Raw genomic sequence first — 17,011 nt, 5'->3', positions numbered from 1 at the left:
ATTTGCCCGTGCGCTCTACTTCGGCTTCAAAGGCTGGTAAGGCGGTGGCGGGAGATTTAATGTGGATCCTGAAAGTCAGCGAATTGCAGAAAACGTCCGGCCGATACTCCTCACGGCCGGCAGTTCCTCGGGTGTGCAGAACGCCTGAGGGCGGTGAGCTCGCGCAGGCGACACCCCGCGCTGTGCGCGAGGCTGGTGCCCGCCGCCAAACCCCTTCCCGGGCGGCGGGCACCCACCCCGTGTCAACGGGCGGTGTACCAGAGTCGCCACGCGCGCGGCCCGGAGTCATGGGACGTCCTGCCCGCTTCGCCGAACCTCATCCTGATCCGCGCCCCGCCGAGCCTGCCGCGCTCCACGTGCAGCGACCCGCCGGTGGACTCCGCGGCGGCACGGGCGATCGCGAGCCCGAGTCCGGTCGAACGGCCGCCGCTGCGCCCGCGCCGCACCGCTTCGTCCGGTGCGGACACACCGCGCCCGCCGTCCTCGACGACCAACGTGATCCAGCCCGCGTGCTCGACGACCTCGACCGCGATCGGCGAACCCTCCGGCGTGTGCTGGAAGACGTTGTCCAGGATCGTGTCCACAGCTGCGGCGAGGTCGTCCTTCGCCAGCTCGACCTGCATCGGTCCATCCGGGACGTCCACTTCGCACCACCGGCCCTGGTCGGCGGCGCGCACCGCCCAGAACGCCATGCGTGCCCGCACCACAGCCGTCAGGTCGCATTCGGCAACCCGGCCAGGTCCGACCGGTTGAAGCGACTCGAGGATCAGGTCCACGTCGCGGTCCATCGCGCACACCGCGCCGCGGATCCGGTTCGCCACCACGCTGTCGCCCAGGACGTCGATGTCCAGGCGCAGTGCGGTCAACGGCGTGCGCAGCCGGTGCGACACGTCCGCGATCATCTCGCGTTCGTTGGCCAGTAAACGATCCGCGCGATCGGCTACCTCGTTCACGGCCGCCGCGAGGTCGGTCAGCTCGGCAGGTCCGGTCGCGTGCACCCGCGTCCCGCCGGCCCGTGCGGCGTCGGCGAGCGTCCGCATGTCCTGCAACAGCGGGCTGAACCGCCTGCCTCCCAACGCAACGGCGGCGGCACTCCCCAGGGCGGCGGCCACCACGAGCAGCCCGATCTCGCCCACCGTCGCCATGTCCACCACGGCGGCGGGCTCTGTCAGTTCGATGACGGCGCGACCCGGAAGCACCCGCCACGACGACGGCGCCGGTGCGCCCGCCGCCACCATGGCCACCTCCGCGTGGGTCGCCCGGCCGGAGCCGATGATGTCGCCGAGCACGAGATGGACGGCGATCCGGCCGTCCGCGCCGGCGGCCGTCCGCGCCACCGCGGCACGCAGGTCGTCCGGGTCAAGGGTCACCGCCGCTACCGCGGTCACCGCCGCGAGGTCCTGACGATCGGCGGCTTCGGCTCCACGGACGTTGTCCCACAAGAGAAGTGCGGACGCGGCACACACGAGCACCAGCGCGACGAGGCCGGTCGCCAACATCAACGACCTGGTCATCTCCCGTTTCACCGGACCACCACCGGAACCTGCGACATGACACGAAGGGTAGTTCTGGTGTTGCCACGACGTCATCCCCGCGTTGCGAGTCGGTCGAACCGTGTTCCGCGTTTAAGGGACCGTTAAGGAACCTCGCAATACCGTCCACGCACCGGCCGCTCCAGGCCGCCAGAGAGCGAGGAGAAGGTGTGGCAGAGGTAGTCCTCACCGGGCTCGGCAAGGCGTATGCGGACGGCACCCGCGCGGTGGAAGACCTGAACCTCGACATCCGCGACGGTGAGTTCCTGGTGCTCGTCGGCCCGTCCGGCTGCGGGAAGACCACAGCGCTGCGGATGATCGCGGGACTGGAGAACATCACCGAGGGCGACATCCGGATCGGCCAGCGGGTCGTCAACAACGTGCCGTCTCGTGATCGGGACGTGGCAATGGTTTTCCAGTCCTACGCCCTCTACCCGCATCTGAACGTCTACGACAACATCGCGTTCGGTCTGACGTTGCGCAAGCTGTCCAAGCAGAAGATCGACGAACGTGTCCGCGAGGTCGCGGAGTCGTTGGAGCTCGCAGAGCACCTCGACCGCAAGCCGCGCAACCTGTCCGGCGGCCAGCGTCAGCGGGTCGCGATGGGCCGCGCGATGGTGCGTTCCCCGCAGGTGTTCCTGATGGACGAACCACTGTCCAACCTGGACGCCAAGCTACGGGTGCAGATGCGTGCCGAGATCGCACGGGTGCAGCGCGACCTCGGCGTGACGACTGTTTACGTGACGCACGACCAGACCGAGGCCATGACGCTCGGCGACCGGGTGGCCGTGATGAAACGTGGTGTCCTGCAACAGGTCGGGCCGCCTCAGGAGCTCTACGACCGCCCCGCGAACCTGTTCGTGGCCGGGTTCATCGGCTCACCGGGCATGAACCAGGTGATGGCACGGCTGCACCACGTCAACGGCCGGTACTGGGTGTCACTGAACTCCGACACTTTGCTGCTGCCCGACTCGGTGCTGCACGCACGCCCGGCGTTGAAGGACTACGTCGGCCAGGAGGTCGTCGTCGGCATCCGGCCGGAGGACATGGAGGACGCCTCACTCGCCGACGCGCAGGAAGGACAGCTCCTGCACTCCGTGGCGGACCTCGTGGAGGCGATGGGGTCCGACGTGCTGGTGCACCTGCCGATCGACGCACCTCCGGCGAACACGGAGGACACCCGGCTGCTGGCCGAGGACGCGGGCATCGCGGACCTCCACCCATCGTCAAAGGGCACCGTCCTGGTTGGACGGTTCTCGCCCCGCGCCAACGTCTACGAGGGTCAGCAGGTCGCCACCTGGGTCGACACCTCGCGTCTTCACTTCTTCGACCCGGTGACCGGGTCCTCCATCTGGACCACTTCAGGAGAACAGCGATGAGAATCCTCGGCATCACAGCGGTCGCCACAGCACTGGTGCTGGCCGGCTGTTCCGGCGGTACGCCGGCCCAGAGCGGGCAGTCCGTCGAAGTGGTCGGCACCTGGTCCGGCGACGAGCAGGCGCGGTTCGAACAGGTGATCGCGAAGTTCGAGGCGAAGTCCGGCATCGACGTGACCTACACCGCGGCCGGCGACGAGCTGCCCACCGTGCTGGAAACCAGGCTGCAGGGCGGTACCCCGCCGAACGTCGCACTCGTCGCCCAGCCCGGCCTCGTCGCGCGGTACGCCACCGACGGCAAGCTGAAGCCTGTCGCCGCCAGCGTCTCCGCCGCCGTGGACTCGAACTTCGCCGGCGTGTGGAAGCAGCTCGGCAGCGTCAAGGGCCAGCTCTACGGCGTGTACTTCAAGGCCGCCAACAAGTCCACGGTCTGGTACAGCAACAACGCGCTGGCGCTGGCCGGGGTCGGCCAGCCGAAGACGTGGGACGAGTTCGTCCTGGCTGCGCGCACCCTGTCGGACGCGGGCACGCCGGCGCTGTCGATCGCGGGTGCGGACGGGTGGACGCTGACCGACTGGTTCGAGAACGTCTACCTGCGCACCGCCGGACCTGCGAACTACGACAAGCTCAGCAAGCACGAGATCCCGTGGACCGACCCGTCGGTGCGCACGGCGCTGCAGGCGTTGGCCCAGATCTTCGGCTCGCCGCAGTTCATTGAAGGTGGCTCCGCTGGTGCGCTGCAGACCGAGTTCCCCAAGTCGGTGACGAACGTCTTCGGGAACCCGCAGAAGGCCGCGATGGTGTTCGAGGGTGACTTCGTCTCCGGTGTCATCACCGCGAGCACGTCCGCGAAGGTCGGCGTTGACGCGAGGTTCTTCCCGTTCCCGTCGATCAACGGCAGCGCCCCTGCCGTCGTTGCGGGCGGCGACATGGCGGTGCAGTTCAAGGACGACGAGGCCACCACGAAGCTTATGGAGTACCTTGCTTCCGCCGACGCCGCCGCGGTGTGGGCGGGGCTCGGCGGTTTCTTGTCCCCCAACAAGAACGTGCCTGCGGAGACCTACCCCGACGACGTGAGCCGTGAGCTCGCCCGGCAGCTCGTGCAGGCCGGCGACAACGTGCGCTTCGACATGTCCGACCTCGCCCCGGCTGCGTTCGGTGGCACGAAGGGCGCGGGGGAGTGGAAGGCGCTGCAGGACTTCCTGGCTGACCCGGCCGCGATCGACGCCACGATGCAGCGACTCGAAGCCGAGGCAGCGAAGGCGTTCGCCGCATGACGGCAGCAGCGAAGCCTGTGCCTTTCAAAAGGGTGGCGCGGCCGGACCGGATCCCCGGCCGTTCCCCGAGGCAGGCCATCCCGTTCCTGTTGCCAGGACTGCTCGTGCTCGGCGCACTCGTCGTGTACCCGTTGCTGTACTCGATGGTGCGCAGCTTCTTCGACCGGACCGGTGACGAGTTCGTCGGACTCGGCAACTACGTGGACCTGTTCACCGACCCCAGGACGCTGACCGCGTTCAAGAACAACGTGATCTGGGTCGTGGTGGCACCGGCGGCGGTCACCGGGCTCGGGCTGATCCTGGCGGTGCTCACCGAGCGGATCCGCTGGGCGACGGCGTTCCGGCTGGTGCTCTTCATGCCGATGGCCATCTCGCTGTTCGCTTCCGGCATCATCTTCCGGCTGGTCTACGAGGAAGACCCGAACCAGGGCATCGTCAACGCGGTCGCGGTTGGCGTCCACGACATGTTCGCCGCGCAGTCGTCGTTCCCGGGCGCACGTCCGCGGCAGGGTGCGCCGATCACCGCGACACCGGACGGGTACGCCACGAACTCGTCGTTCCGTCCCGGTGACGTGGTCACGGTGCCGATGGTCGGGTTCCAGCCCCAGCAGCTGCCGGACACCGCGGCCGACGCGGCACTGCCGGCCGCGGACTCCGACGAGCTGCGCGGTGCTGTGTGGCTGGACGTCTCTGCCGGTGGCATGGCGGCGAAAACGGACTCCGGTGAACGTGGACTGCCCGGCGTGATCGTCGAGGCGGTGGCCGACGGCAAGGTCGTCGCGCGCACCACGACCGGGTCCAACGGCATTTTCACGTTCCCGGACCTGGCCAACCGCGACTACGCGCTTCGGTTGCCGCCCAGCAACTTCGCGCTGCCGTTCCGCGGCCTGACGTGGCTCGGGCCGTCGCTGATCACCCCGGTGATCATCTCGTCCTGGATCTGGATCATGACCGGGTTCGCGATCACGTTCATCGCCGCCGGCCTCTCCGCGATCCCGCGTGACGCTCTCGAAGCGGCGCGGGTGGACGGCGCGACGGAGTGGCAGGTCTTCAAGCGGGTCACGGTGCCGTTGCTGACCCCTGTGCTGCTGGTCGTGTTCGTGACGCTGGTGATCAACGTGTTGAAGATCTTCGAGTTGGTGTTCGTCATCGCGCCCGGCTCGGTGCAGGAGGAGGCGAACGTGCTGGCGCTGCAGATGTGGCAGGTCTCCTTCGGCTCTGGCGGTGACCAGGGAGCGGGCAGCGCGCTGGCCGTGGTGCTGTTCCTGCTGGTGGCGCCCGCGATGCTGTTCAACATCCGCCGATTCCGACGGGAGCAGACGTGACTCTGGTGCAGGACAAGCCTCGCGTCGTCGAGCTGAGCGTGTCCGGGACGCCACGCCGGGGCGTGTTGTCCCGTGCGATGTCGGGGCTGGGCAACGGCGCGGTGCAGGTCGTGCTCGCGCTGGTCGCGGTGTTCTGGCTGATGCCGGTGTTCGGTCTGTTCGTCGCGTCTCTGCGCAGTGAGCGGGCGAACAGCGAGTCGGGCTGGTGGGCCGTTTTCACCAAGCCAGCCGAGCTGACGTTGAACAACTACGTGGATCTCATGGGCAACGCGACGATCCTGCAGTCGTTCCTCAACACCGTCTACATCGCGGTGCCGTCGACGATCCTCGTGGTGGTGCTGGCGGCACTCGCGGCGTACGGGCTGGCGTGGATCGAGTTCCGCGGCCGGATCTGGCTGACGGTCGGGGTGGTGGGTCTGCTGGTGATGCCGGTGCAGGTCGCGCTGATCCCGGTGGCGAAGCTGTTCGGTGCGCTGGACCTGTTCGGCACGATCACGGGAGTCGTGGCGTTCCACGTCGCGTTCGGGCTGCCGTTCGCGATCTTCCTGCTGCGCAACTTCTTCACGGGGATTCCGCGTGATCTCGTGGAAGCGGCACGGATGGACGGCGCGACCGAGTGGGTCATCTTCCGCCGGGTCGTGCTGCCGGTCGCCAAGCCTGCCCTGGCTTCGCTGGCGATCTTCCAGTTCCTCTGGGTGTGGAACGACCTGTTGGTGGCACTGGTGTTCGCGGACCAGGACTCGGCACCGATCACGGTCGCCCTGCGGGGTCAGCTGCGGCAGTTCGGCACCAATATCGACCTGCTGGCCAGTGGCGCGTTCCTGTCGATGGTGGTGCCACTGGCGGTGTTCCTGGCGTTCCAGCGCTACTTCGTGCAGGGCGTGCTGGCGGGATCCACCAAGTAGAACCCGCGGTGCCTGGTCGTGATCACGCCGGCCGGGCACCGTTCTCTGCCGGTGGCAGCTCATCGTTCAGCCAGTGCAACGACCCCAAGGGGTTCGTCACCCGGTCCGCACGGTGGAAGATCGCCTCGCAGGCAGCGTGCCAGTCGTGGTCCGGCAGGTCCACGGCCAGCAACGCGTCCAGGTCGGCCAGCACCGCGTGGCGCTCGCCGCCGGACACCAGGTCCGCGGTCGACCAGAGATCGGTGAGCTCGTTGCGAAGCCGGTGCAGGGCTTCACGTTGCACACGCTCGGCTCGCTCGTGCTCGCCCGCGGCGAAGAGCATCCGGCCGAACTGGATCATCTCGATGGTCAGCAGGCCGCGCCGGCTCGCCGCGTAGTTGGGGCCGGTGAACTCCTCGCTGCCGCGCTGGACCTCGATCTCCTCCTCCATGAACTGGACGGCCGCGTGGTAGTTGCCCAGGTGTGCGTGGGCGTAGGCGAGCACGCTCAGCGCGGTGGACAGGTCGTCCTTGCCGCCCAGTTCGTGGTTGCGTTCGCGCGCCACGTATCCGGCTTCGATCGCTTCGGAATAGCGGCCCTGCTGGAACAGGCATTTGGCGGCAGCGCTGAGCAGCCCGCGTTCGAGGTCCATCCGATTCTCGGCGCAGAACAGCTCCCGCGCCAGCTCGATCCGGTCGAGCGCGGCGTCGTTCTGCTTCACGGCGGCCAGCACGCCCACCGCCTGGCGGTGGGTGTAGGCCTCCGCGAGACGGTCGCCGACGGCCCTGAACGCAGCGGCGGCGGCGTCCAGGTACGCCAGGCAGGTGTCGATGTTGTTGTTCCACCAGGCGACGCGCGCGAGCCCGCGGTAGGCGTAAGCGGCCCCGCGCTGGTCCTGAGTTCGTTGCGCGGCTTCCAGTGCGACCTGGTTGCAGGTGGCCAGGTCGTCGATGCGACCGGCCCAGTCGAGGTAGCGCCGCGTGTACCAGGTGAGGTGCCAGGCATGCTGCTCGAACCCGGTCTCGGCGGCGAGGTGGATGAGGGTCAGCACGGTCTCGTAGGCGGTGTTGAACATGGCCACCGACGACTGCTCGTCGAACTCCCTGCACGGCAGCACCCCAGGCGCGATCTCCAACGGCGGTGGCTGGTCCTCGCTGTTCGGGTCCATGCCGTTCGTGCCAGCCTTGGTGAGCAGGACGTAGTGGTCAAAGAGACGGCGGTGCGCCGCGCGGATCTCCTCGGTGCTCTCGGTGTCCTCCAGCAGTTCCTCGGCGTAGTCGCGCAACAGGTCGTGCCAGCTGTAGCGGCCTCGCTGCGGCGTGAGCAGGCACGCCCTGGTCAGCTCCTGCATGACCGCGGTGGTCTGGCGCAGGGGCAACTCGGCGAGGCTGGCAGCCGCGTGCGGGCTGAACTCGGCTCCCGGCAACAAGGACAGGCGCCGGAACAGTTGTGCGGCCTGTGGGCTGAGGGCGCGGTACGACCACGACAGCAACGAGCGCAGGTCCGTGCTCGGGTCAGCGCCGCCCAGCACGTCCAACCGGTTCTCGGCGTGACGGGTGATCTGGTCCAGGGCGTCGGAGAGCGGCAGCCTGGGGTTGTTGGCGATGCGGGCGCAGACGACCGCGAGCGCGAGGGGGAGCCGGGCGCAGATGTCCGCGATCTCCCGGACGGCGCAGGGTTCCGCTGCGACTCGGCTCGCGCCGAGTCGTGCGGCCATCAGCTCTGCCGACTCCTGGTCGTTCATCAGGTCCAGGGTGACGGCGTGTGCACCGGTGGTGGCGACCAGGCCGGTCAGTTCGATGCGGCTGGTGATCAGGGCCACGCAGTGCTTTCCGCCCGGCAGCAGCGGCAACACCTGTGAGCTCGTCCGCGCGTTGTCCAGCAGAACCAGCACGCGCCGGTCGGCCAGCGCACTGCGGTAGAGCGCGGTCAGGGCGTCGATGCTGGTGGGCCGGTTCGTTTTGGGCACGCCGAGCGCGTCGAGGAGTTCGGTGAGCACCTCCTCCGGTTTCCTCGCGACGCCGCCGGCCTCGAAGCCGCGGAGGTTGACGTAGAGCTGGCCGTCCGGATAGGACGGTGCCGCGTGGTTCGCCCAGTACACCGCGAACGTCGTCTTGCCGACGCCGGCGGTGCCGTGCACCACCACGACGCCGGGAACCGGTGCGGTGGACAACCTCGCGGTCAGGTCGTCTAGCTCGGTGCGCCTGCCGACGAACATGGGCAGCGCGGAGGGCAGCTGGGCGGGTCGGATCAGGGGAGGCGGGCCCGGGGGAGGGCCCGCGTCCGGCTGCGGCAGCAGCGTGACGTCGGCGGTCAGGATGCGTTCGTGCAAGGTCCGCAGCGAGGGTCCGGGGTCCACACCGAGCTCGTCGCGCAGGGTGAGGCGCAGTCTTTCGAACACGGTGAGTGCTTCGGCCGGGCGGCCGGCCCGGTACAAGGCGAGCATCAGCAGCTCGTGCACGTGCTCTCGCAGCGGTTCGGCCTCCGCGAGCACGGTCAGCCGTTCCGCGACCTCCGTGCTGTGGCCCAGTTCGAGCTCGAGTTCGGCGAGTGTCTCGATGGTCTGGATGCCGAGTCGCTTGAAGCGCTGGCGTTCGGTCTCCGCCCACTCGCCGGGCAGGCCGGCGAGCGCGTCGTCGTGCCACTCGCCGGTGGCTTCCCTTAGTAGCGCCACCGCGCGGTGCGGGTCCTTGTGGGACCTGGCCTCGGCGGCGGCCTGGCGCGCGGAGAGAAAACGGCCGAGGTCGGACGCCTGGTCGTCGATCTTGAGCTGGTAGCCGTTGCCGACCGAGCGCAACGGATTCATCGTGCCGGACGCGTCGTCGAAGACCCGGCGCAACCGGTGTACGTACGTTCGCACAGTGCCGCGCGCGGCCTGTGGTTCGCGATCTCCCCACAGCGCCGCGATGATCTCCGGTACCTGCACCGCCCGGCCGCGAGCCAGGGCCAGCACGGCGAGCGTCAGCCGTTGCTGAGGTGAGCCGACGTCCAGTTCGGACCCATTGCGCCACGCCCGCACCGAGCCGAGCACCGCGAGCGCTAGACCGTTGCCGGTCCGCGGTTGTTCCTCGCTCGCCTCGGGCAAGTTGAACGCGACCATATGCGCATGTTACGTCTCTGTGCCCCGTTCGGCTCAAGCTTGGCAGGGGGTTGTCAGGGCACAGTTCATTGCGCCGTTCACCCTTCGGCCGCTTCGTCGTGGCGGGCGCGCCGGTGCCGGAGCGCAGTTCCCGGATCCGGCCCGGCGTCCGGTGCGGTCGCATTGATGGCTGATGATTTATTCGTAGCAGTGCAAATCGCGGCACGGTCACGGTTCCGCGACTCCGTTCGCCCGATGCGGCGGCAGGCTGTCAACGGCACTCGACCAGGCGGGGGAGAGTTTGTGGTTCGCTCGTGTTAGGTCTGTGAACTGCGGGTTCTTCCCGTTCTGGGTGCGGCGGCGCGCTCGTCCTGAAAGATCTTCGGACTACTGCCGGACGATCTGGCGCGATTCCTGGTACGGCCGTGCATGAATTCGTTGACGCCGTGTCGACGACCTGTTGACGGTGCTGTGTTTTTCTGCACCCTTCAATCTGCAGTGGTGGTGGATGAGGTGCAGTGATGTCGCAGGCGATGGCAAGAGTGACGCCCGCGGGACCCGTTCGGGTGGCCGTGACGGTGCTGGCGGGTGATGCGGGGCTGGGCGGCGAGGTGGTGGCCGCACTGACCGCGCGCCAGGACTTGGGTGTGCTGGCGACCGAGTGGGTCGACGCGGATGTGGTCGTGGTGCTGGCCGAGTTGGTGACCGACGCGGTGGTCGACGAGCTGGCTGCGCAGGAATCCGCGGGGCAGCGGATCGTGCTGGTCGCGGGCCCGCTGCGGGAGCGGTACCTGCCGCAGCTCTTCGGGGCCGGTGTGGTGAGCGTGCTGCCGTACCGCGGTGTGACGGCGGATCAGGTGGTTCGTGCGGTGCTGGCCAGTTCCGCGGGACGGGCGGTCGTGCCGGACGTGCTGGTGCGGTGGCTCGTCGACGAGGTGCGGTCGTCCCAGTTCGACATGCTGACGTCGCAGGGAGTCATGGCCGGTGGGCTGACCGAGCGCGAGGTGGAGGTGCTCCGGCGGCTGGCCGAGGGCTACGACACCACCCGGATCGCGAGCGAGCTCAACTATTCCGAGCGGACGATCAAGAAGATCATTCAGGACGTGATGAGCCGGCTGCGGCTGCGTAATCGCGCGCATGCGGTGTCGTACGCGATGCGCGTCGGCGCCATTTGAGACGTTCCGGGGTTCCTGAGGGAAGTGTTCGCTGGGAATTGAGGCACTCTCGGCTCGGGAACGCCCACATCGGTGGGATTCGTGGGCATTGTTGGTTTGGAATAGGACCGACGAGGAGAAGCAGATGTACAGCTTCGAGACCGCAATGCCCGGATCCGAGCCTGGTTCGTCGATGGACGAATTCGCTCGTCCGGCGGATGCATATGAAATGAGCGAGAACGGCGTTCTTCTTGGTATTGCCCACGATCCGGAGGACGACGACGCTCGTACCTCACTGCGAGGTTCACTGCGCGTCCGCACAAGGCGCGAACGGGCGTGATTGAGAGGCCTTCCGGTCATCCGGGCGGCGAAGCGGTCTCGGCTCGACCGGCGACGAAATAGCCTTGACGGTGTGACGACACCACCTGTCGAGCAGTGCGCTTGCTGTGGCGCCGCGATCAACAGCCCGGGTCGCATCGATTTGACCGTGCCCCTGCCCGATGGCGCGGTCGCGTCGAAGGAGACCAACCCCAACGCGGCCTTTCTGCGCCTGGAAGCCGGGCCGACGTTCGTGCGATGCCTGTTGCCGGTGATGCTCACCGGGGGGACGACGCTGATGTACATGACGTGGCTGGAGTTGCGCGAGGAGGACTTCCAGCGTGCGTTCGCCGCCTGGCGTGACTCCACTTGGGACGGTCTGGTCCTGCACGGCGCGCTGGGCAACGACCTCAAGCCGTGGACCGCGACGCTGCGGGGCGCTGAGGTCATGGCCTCAGTCCGCGCGATGGACGAGCCGCCGACGATCGTGAACTCGGATCATCCGATGTTGCACCGAATGCTGACCGAAACGTGGGACCGGGATGTCGTGCTGAACTGGTTCCCCGACCCGTTGCCGGTCGCGATCCGCGCCAGGGTGAGCAGGCACTGGAGCGTCGAGCGAGGCGAGGGAACGGCGGCAGGACTGAACGACGGCACCTGGCGGTTCGGCAAGCCAGGCCGGTCGGTGTTCGTCGACGTGCTGACCGACAAGGAGCGGCGTTCGCCCGCGGAGTTCCTGCGCGACCTGCTGAAGGGCGCGCCGGACGTGCCGAAGGAGCAGACGCTCATCACACCCACCGCCGACGACATCACGCACGCCTTCTGGGTGGACACGGTGGTCGACGGGCGTCCGCAGCGCGACTTCTACGCCCACGTGGTCAGGGAGGGCACCGCGTTGAGCCTCGGTGCTTTCTTCACGGATCCGGACGACCAGAAGTGGGCGCTGCACATGTTGCGTTCCGTCAGTCATCACGGCTGAGACTCGATTTGCGCACACTGCGAACTGAGATGCGCGACGGGTTTTGAGCTGGACTGATGTCTGAAAGGGCACACAGTCGCGACACGTTCGGGCAGAGCTGCTTTGGTGAGCTGCAACTTTGGTTGCGTGAGCTGTGTCTCGATGATTAACGTCCGGAACTGGAAGCGAGAACGCTCCCACCGTTGAAGCGCATCCGTGGTCGCCCGCCCACCCGGTGGCTTCGCCGGACTGTTCGTCCAGTTCACGCGAAACGATGATGAATCGGTGGCAGCTGTCCTCTTTTGGACATTGACCGGCGACGTCGTGAGATTCATTGAGGGAGTTGAGCAGCGATGACAAGTGCCGAGAACTCGGTAACCAGGGAGGGAATGCTCGCCGCGGCGGAGCGGATGGGGCAGACCCTGAGCGCCGTCCAGCGGGAGCGCGGTGAGGTCGAGGCCTCGATCAACAGCCTGTCCGGCACCTTCACCGGTGGCGCCGCCAACGAGTACAAGCGCGCGTTCACGAGTTGGTTCGCCAACGTCACGGACATCGAGTCGGCGCTCAGGGAGATGATCCGCATCATGCAGGACGGCGCGCAGCACGTCGGCAAGAGCGACGCCGACACGACGGACGAAGTGACGGAAGCCTCGGCCAGGATGGCCGGCACCTTCGGCGGCCTTTCCGGTCTCTAGATCGCGGAATTCCCCGAACACCTCGCGAACCTGGAACCTAGAAGGGAAACCGAATCGTGAGTCAGCCCACGTACACCTACAGCGGCGCCATCAATCAGCGCGTCGCGGCCGAGATCATGGACGCCAACACCAGGGTCAAGCGGGAGTTGGACGACCTGCACACGTCCCTCCAGAGTTCGTTGGCCGCCTGGCAGAGCCCCACTTCGAGGGACGCGTACAACGCGCGGAAGACGCGCTGGGACAACGCCGCGGCCGCGATGCCCGTGTCGCTCCAGATGGGGTCGGAAATCCTGACGAACGTCACGACCCGGCTGAACCAGACCGAGTCGGCCATCACCGACAGCTGGGGCTGAGCACCCCGGTAACTCACGGGTGGTGGCGCGGCCCAGCAGCCGGGTGGATCGGTCCACCCGGCTGCGGTTCGCGACAGACGCCCTGTGACCGACCTGATGAAGGAGGCGTGCTGAATGGCCAAGGACAAGCCACCCGGCACCGTGATAGGTGAACCCCCGGACGGCGCCCAACACCCCATGGGCCACGGTGAGCAAGACTTCAAGGGCGCCACGAAGCAAGAAGACGGCAGCTGGGTCGGCAAGTACGAGAACGGCGACACGGTGATCTGGAGCGGCGACAGCTCCCCACCGAAGCCGGACCCCGACTGGAAGCCTGACACCAGCAATACCCAGCTAGGCGACCCGTGGGACATCCACAAGGGAAACCATCCGCCGCTCCCCCCGGCGCCCAAAGTTCCCGGTGGCACCGAGACGCCCGGTAAGGGCGTCAAGGTCATCAACGTCGACGCGATCAAGCTCTACGCCAACAACATCAGGTCGTTGAAGCGGGTGATCACGCAGGCGATCAAGGAGCTGGACGACCTCGCGACGAGGGGCTTCGGGGCGGGCAACTTCGGCGCCGCGAACAACTTCAAGTCCAAGGTGTTCGGCGGGGCCAGCGGCAAGAACACCGCGACGTTGCTCGAGTCCACCCGCCAGGTGTTCGTCGAAGCGGAGACGATCATCGACGAGGTCTCGGCGCGATGCTTCGAGATCGCGCAGAAGTACAAGACCGCGGACGAGCTCACCGAGCTCGACGTGAAGGAGTTCTCGTCGATGGTGGGCAGCGTGAAGGCCAAGGTCAGCAACCTGCCGCTCGGGGCGGCCAGCTGACCGGTCTCGACCAGTCGGGACCGGCCGGCCGGGCCCGGCACACCACGTTCGGCGGTGCGTGGTTCCGGTGCCTGCCAGGCGAAGGCGGCGGCCTGGCAGGTCTTTCTTTGAGTAAAGGTGTGGGTGTGCGATGCCTCCCGGCGTGTATGACAAAGACGGCTTCAAGCTCGGTCCCAACGGCGGGATCTTCGCGGATCCCACCGCGAACCTGACCGACAACAAGGACTACGAGAGCTGGGACTGGAAGCAGATCCGGGCTGCCGTCGTCGGCTACTCGGCCGCTCCAGCCGGGGCTGTTCCGACGAGCACACCCTCCTTCGCGGACCCCGACTCGATCCGCAACGCTTCCGTGGTGTTCAACCGGGCGCGCTGGGCACTCCAGCACGTGAGCGACAACATCCGGCTGCAGACCGAAGCCCTCGCCGGTGAGAACGGCGCGTGGAAGAGCCCCGCCGCCGACGCGTTCCGCTCGATCAACCTCCTGTTCTCCGCGAAACTCGAGGCCAAGGCCCAGCAGATCAACGGTGGCGAGTACGTCGGCACGAACAACGTGCCCGCCCAGTTGTGGAACAGCGGAAACCACCTGGAATGGGCCCAGGAAGCCATCAAGGCGGTCGACGTCTACTACGCCGACTACGTCCGCTCCATTGGCGTCACGATGGGCAACGGCCTCGCGCGCATCTCGGACTACCCCGAGCTGGTGGCGCAGATGACCGAGGACATGAAGAAGATCGTCCGGATCCTCGCGCAGCAGTACGTAATGAACACCAACAGCGTGACGGCGCCGAACCCCGCCGACTTCAACGTCACGCCGCAGCCACCCGGCAGTGATGGCAACCAGCCCCCGCCTCCGCCCAAGATCCCGCCGCCTCCGACTGGCGGTGCCGGTGGTGGCAACATCCCGCCGCCTCCGTCTCTCAACGTGCCGCCGCCTCCTGGCACGGGTGGTGGTCCCAGTGGTGGTCTTGGCGGTGCCGGTGGTGGCAACATCCCGCCGCCTCCATCTCTCAACGTGCCGCCGCCTCCCGGTACGGGTAGTGGCGGTCCCGGTGGTACCGGCAACGTGCCGAAGCCGCCGTCTCTCAACGTGCCGCCGCCTCCGACGGGTGGTGCCGGCAACGGAGGTACGGGCAACATCCCGAAGCCGCCGCCGTTGAGCGTGCCGCCTCCGAGCGGTACCGGTGGTGGCACGGGTGGCACTGGCGGTGGCACTGGTGGCATCAAGGTGCCGCCGGCCCTGGCCGTGAACCCGCCGCCCAGCGGCAGCGATGGCGGTACTGGCAACAACGTGAACGTGCCGAGGCCGCCGGCTCTCGGCATCGAGGGGCCCTCTGGTAGCAACGCGCTCAACGATCGCGGTGGCGCTGTGCCGCCGCCCCCGATGATGCCGCCGCCCGCGGGTGCGGGTGGCGGGGGACCCGGTGCGGGCGCTGACCGGCCGGACTCGTCGGGTCTGCTCGGCGGCGTCAAGGAGCCGTGGGAAGCGGGCTCACCACCGCCGCTCGGCGACCCCGGCGGGGTCAAGCCGCCGCTCACGAAGCCGGAGGACTGGGCCGCGCCGCCGTCGACCGGTACCGGTGGCGGCAACGGTGCTCAGGTACCGCCTGGTGCGCCGATGATGCCGCCGCCTTCGGGCATGGGTGGTCAGCCTGGTGGTTCTGCTGCAGAGCGCCCGGACTCGTCCGGCCTGCTCGGTGGCGAGACGAAGCCGTGGGAGGGTGCGAAGCCGCCCTCGCTCGACCTCAGCCAGGTACCGCCGCCCGTGGTGGCGCCCGAGGACTGGGCGACGGGTGATTCCGGCTCGTCCGGTGTCCAGGTGCCTGGTGGCGAGGGACTCCAACTGCCTGGCCTGCCGCCTGCGGTCGACCTGACGACCCCGCCGGGGCAGCAGGTACCGCCTGGTGCGCCGATGATGCCGCCGCCTCCTGGCGCGGGAGGCCAGCCCGGTGGCACCGCGGAGCGGCCGGACTCATCGGGTCTGCTCGGCGGCGTCAACGCGCCGTGGACCGGTTCGGGTGACGACGGCCGGGTCGGTGGCACCTCGGACATGTCGGAGTCGGCGACGTCGGAGTCGTGGGCGCTAATGCCCGCGGACCAGACGCCCGTGGTGCCGCCGCCGGTGGTTCCGCCGGGCGCCGGAACGCCCGCTGCGGTTGCGGAACGGCCGGACTCGTCGGCGTTGCTCGGCGGCGAGACCGGGTCGTGGGAGTCCGCGCCGCCGTCGGGCACGGACCAGGTGACAATGACGCCGGCTGCGCGATCCGCGCCTTGGGCGGTGACGCCGGAGACGCTGGCTGAGGTGAACCCCGAGCTCGTGGTTCCGGACGCCGAGACGCCTGAGTTCGTTGTCGCGCCTGAGAAGTTGACGCTGGAAGCTGTCATGCCAGGGTCCGTCGACCTGGCACCGGCGGCTGCACCGGCCGGATGGGCGGCGAGTTCCGATGTCGTTCCGGCCGTGCAGGACGGGCCGTCGGCCGCGGCGACCGCTGCGGTGCTGGGTGCTAGTGGCGTCACGGCGGCAGCCGCGTTGGCTCCCATGCTCACGAATGTGCCGCCGACCGGTGCCACGCCGCCGGGAACCATGCCCAACGGCACGAGCAACGGCTTGTCCGCCAACGGGACCGGCTCGACCACCCTGCCCACCTCCGAGTTCCCTCACGTCGACGCGGACGGCAACGTCCAGGACGACGAGGACGAGGCAGGCGGCCTGGTGCTCAGGGGCGGTGCACCAGGACCGCTGCCCGGCGTCGACTCGGTGGTCGTGGTCAGGCCGGACGACGCCGTGCTCGACACCAGTGCGTGGGACACCGGCGGAACGGGCCTCCTGTTGGCCGGCGTGACGACGCCGTTCGTCATGGACAGGTCCGACAAGTCCGACAAGTCCGGCTGGGACGCCGAGGGACCGACGGTCGACGCCCAACTCGAAGAAACCCCGTTGTGGGACGTGGAGCCGTCGATCGCGCTCGCCACCTACCGGCGCCGAAAGGCGGGCGAGGAAGGGCCCAAGGTCGTCGACAGCTTCGTGCCGGACAGGTCGTGCGGGGACGAGTTCTCCGTGCCGGTCGATCAGCGGGAAGCCTGGCTGGCCGCTGAGGCCGAGCGGATCGAGCGGATCGAGCGGGGCGAAGACGAGGACGAGGACGCCGAACCGCAGGAGCGTTCCGCAGCCGACCTTCTCAACGAGCGCGAGTCGGCGTGGGGCCGCGTGAAGGTCGCGAAGCCGACGGGAGTCCTCGAATGACCATGA

The 17,011-nt window shown here is 68.2% G+C and carries 13 protein-coding genes; 11 read left to right on the top strand and 2 right to left on the bottom strand.

Annotation, left to right across the window (positions count from 1 at the left end):
- Nucleotides 1-242: 242 nt before the first annotated feature.
- The gene (locus BM417_RS45245; protein ID WP_143139101.1) at nt 243-1,526 is read right to left on the bottom strand and encodes a sensor histidine kinase; all 1,284 of its coding nucleotides are present in this window, start codon (nt 1,524-1,526) and stop codon (nt 243-245) included.
- A 176-nt stretch (nt 1,527-1,702) separates the two neighbouring features.
- Here BM417_RS45245 and BM417_RS45240 point away from each other — a divergent pair, with 176 nt between their 5' ends.
- The 4 genes from BM417_RS45240 to BM417_RS45225 are packed head-to-tail and all read left to right on the top strand — an operon-like array spanning nt 1,703 to nt 6,415.
- A complete protein-coding gene (locus tag BM417_RS45240; protein WP_093606302.1) occupies nt 1,703-2,911 on the top strand; it encodes an ABC transporter ATP-binding protein in 1,209 nt (402 codons plus the stop codon).
- Nucleotides 2,908-4,185 (top strand): ABC transporter substrate-binding protein, encoded by a 1,278-nt coding sequence (locus BM417_RS45235; protein ID WP_093606301.1) that lies wholly within the window; start codon nt 2,908-2,910, stop codon nt 4,183-4,185. The genes BM417_RS45240 and BM417_RS45235 overlap by 4 nt, the downstream gene beginning before the upstream one ends.
- Before the next feature lie 17 nt (nt 4,186-4,202).
- Nucleotides 4,203-5,510 carry an ABC transporter permease gene (locus BM417_RS45230; RefSeq protein ID WP_245822855.1) on the top strand — a complete coding sequence of 436 codons (1,308 nt, stop codon included), beginning with the start codon at nt 4,203-4,205 and terminating at the stop codon, nt 5,508-5,510.
- Nucleotides 5,507-6,415 (top strand): carbohydrate ABC transporter permease, encoded by a 909-nt coding sequence (locus tag BM417_RS45225; protein WP_093606299.1) that lies wholly within the window; start codon nt 5,507-5,509, stop codon nt 6,413-6,415. Before BM417_RS45230 ends, BM417_RS45225 begins: the two co-directional genes overlap by 4 nt.
- A 22-nt stretch (nt 6,416-6,437) precedes the next feature.
- Here the strand turns inward: BM417_RS45225 and BM417_RS45220 are convergent, their stop codons facing one another.
- Entirely contained in the window at nt 6,438-9,494 is a 3,057-nt protein-coding gene (locus BM417_RS45220; protein ID WP_093606298.1) for an AfsR/SARP family transcriptional regulator, read from the bottom strand.
- Nucleotides 9,495-9,994: 500 nt separating this feature from the next.
- On the opposite strand from BM417_RS45220, the gene BM417_RS45215 reads away from it, so the two are divergent.
- From BM417_RS45215 to BM417_RS45190, 7 genes are all read left to right on the top strand, one after another.
- On the top strand, nt 9,995-10,648 hold the full coding sequence (locus BM417_RS45215) for a helix-turn-helix transcriptional regulator (protein ID WP_143139100.1): 654 nt from the start codon (nt 9,995-9,997) through the stop codon (nt 10,646-10,648).
- Nucleotides 10,649-10,772: 124 nt separating this feature from the next.
- A complete protein-coding gene (locus BM417_RS47390; protein ID WP_143139099.1) occupies nt 10,773-10,967 on the top strand; it encodes a hypothetical protein in 195 nt (64 codons plus the stop codon).
- 72 nt (nt 10,968-11,039) lie between these two features.
- The gene (locus tag BM417_RS45210) at nt 11,040-11,924 is read left to right on the top strand and encodes a DUF2199 domain-containing protein (RefSeq protein WP_177320984.1); all 885 of its coding nucleotides are present in this window, start codon (nt 11,040-11,042) and stop codon (nt 11,922-11,924) included.
- Between the two features lie 332 nt (nt 11,925-12,256).
- The gene (locus BM417_RS45205; protein ID WP_093606295.1) at nt 12,257-12,598 is read left to right on the top strand and encodes a WXG100 family type VII secretion target; all 342 of its coding nucleotides are present in this window, start codon (nt 12,257-12,259) and stop codon (nt 12,596-12,598) included.
- A 56-nt stretch (nt 12,599-12,654) separates the two neighbouring features.
- A complete protein-coding gene (locus BM417_RS45200) occupies nt 12,655-12,951 on the top strand; it encodes a WXG100 family type VII secretion target (RefSeq protein WP_093606294.1) in 297 nt (98 codons plus the stop codon).
- 114 nt (nt 12,952-13,065) lie between these two features.
- On the top strand, nt 13,066-13,764 hold the full coding sequence (locus tag BM417_RS45195; protein ID WP_093606293.1) for a hypothetical protein: 699 nt from the start codon (nt 13,066-13,068) through the stop codon (nt 13,762-13,764).
- Nucleotides 13,765-13,894: 130 nt separating this feature from the next.
- Nucleotides 13,895-17,005, top strand: a complete 3,111-nt coding sequence (locus tag BM417_RS45190) for a hypothetical protein (protein WP_218164779.1) — start codon at nt 13,895-13,897, stop codon at nt 17,003-17,005.
- Nucleotides 17,006-17,011: the final 6 nt, after the last annotated feature.

This window comes from Lentzea waywayandensis (assembly GCF_900115955.1).
GTDB lineage: Bacteria > Actinomycetota > Actinomycetes > Mycobacteriales > Pseudonocardiaceae > Lentzea > Lentzea waywayandensis.
Note: the sequence above shows the minus strand (reverse complement) of the source record. Positions and strands in the feature narration are given on the sequence as shown.

Bases quoted from the DNA above. Each gene is read 5' to 3' on its own strand.
- BM417_RS45220 (WP_093606298.1), bottom strand. From the start codon at position 9,494: ATGGTCGCGTTCAACTTGCCCGAGGCGAGCGAGGAACAACCGCGGACC.
- BM417_RS47390 (WP_143139099.1), top strand. From the start codon at position 10,773: ATGTACAGCTTCGAGACCGCAATGCCCGGATCCGAGCCTGGTTCGTCG.
- BM417_RS45190 (WP_218164779.1), top strand. From the start codon at position 13,895: ATGCCTCCCGGCGTGTATGACAAAGACGGCTTCAAGCTCGGTCCCAAC.
- BM417_RS45215 (WP_143139100.1), top strand. From the start codon at position 9,995: ATGTCGCAGGCGATGGCAAGAGTGACGCCCGCGGGACCCGTTCGGGTG.
- BM417_RS45195 (WP_093606293.1), top strand. From the start codon at position 13,066: ATGGCCAAGGACAAGCCACCCGGCACCGTGATAGGTGAACCCCCGGAC.
- BM417_RS45235 (WP_093606301.1), top strand. From the start codon at position 2,908: ATGAGAATCCTCGGCATCACAGCGGTCGCCACAGCACTGGTGCTGGCC.
- BM417_RS45205 (WP_093606295.1), top strand. From the start codon at position 12,257: ATGACAAGTGCCGAGAACTCGGTAACCAGGGAGGGAATGCTCGCCGCG.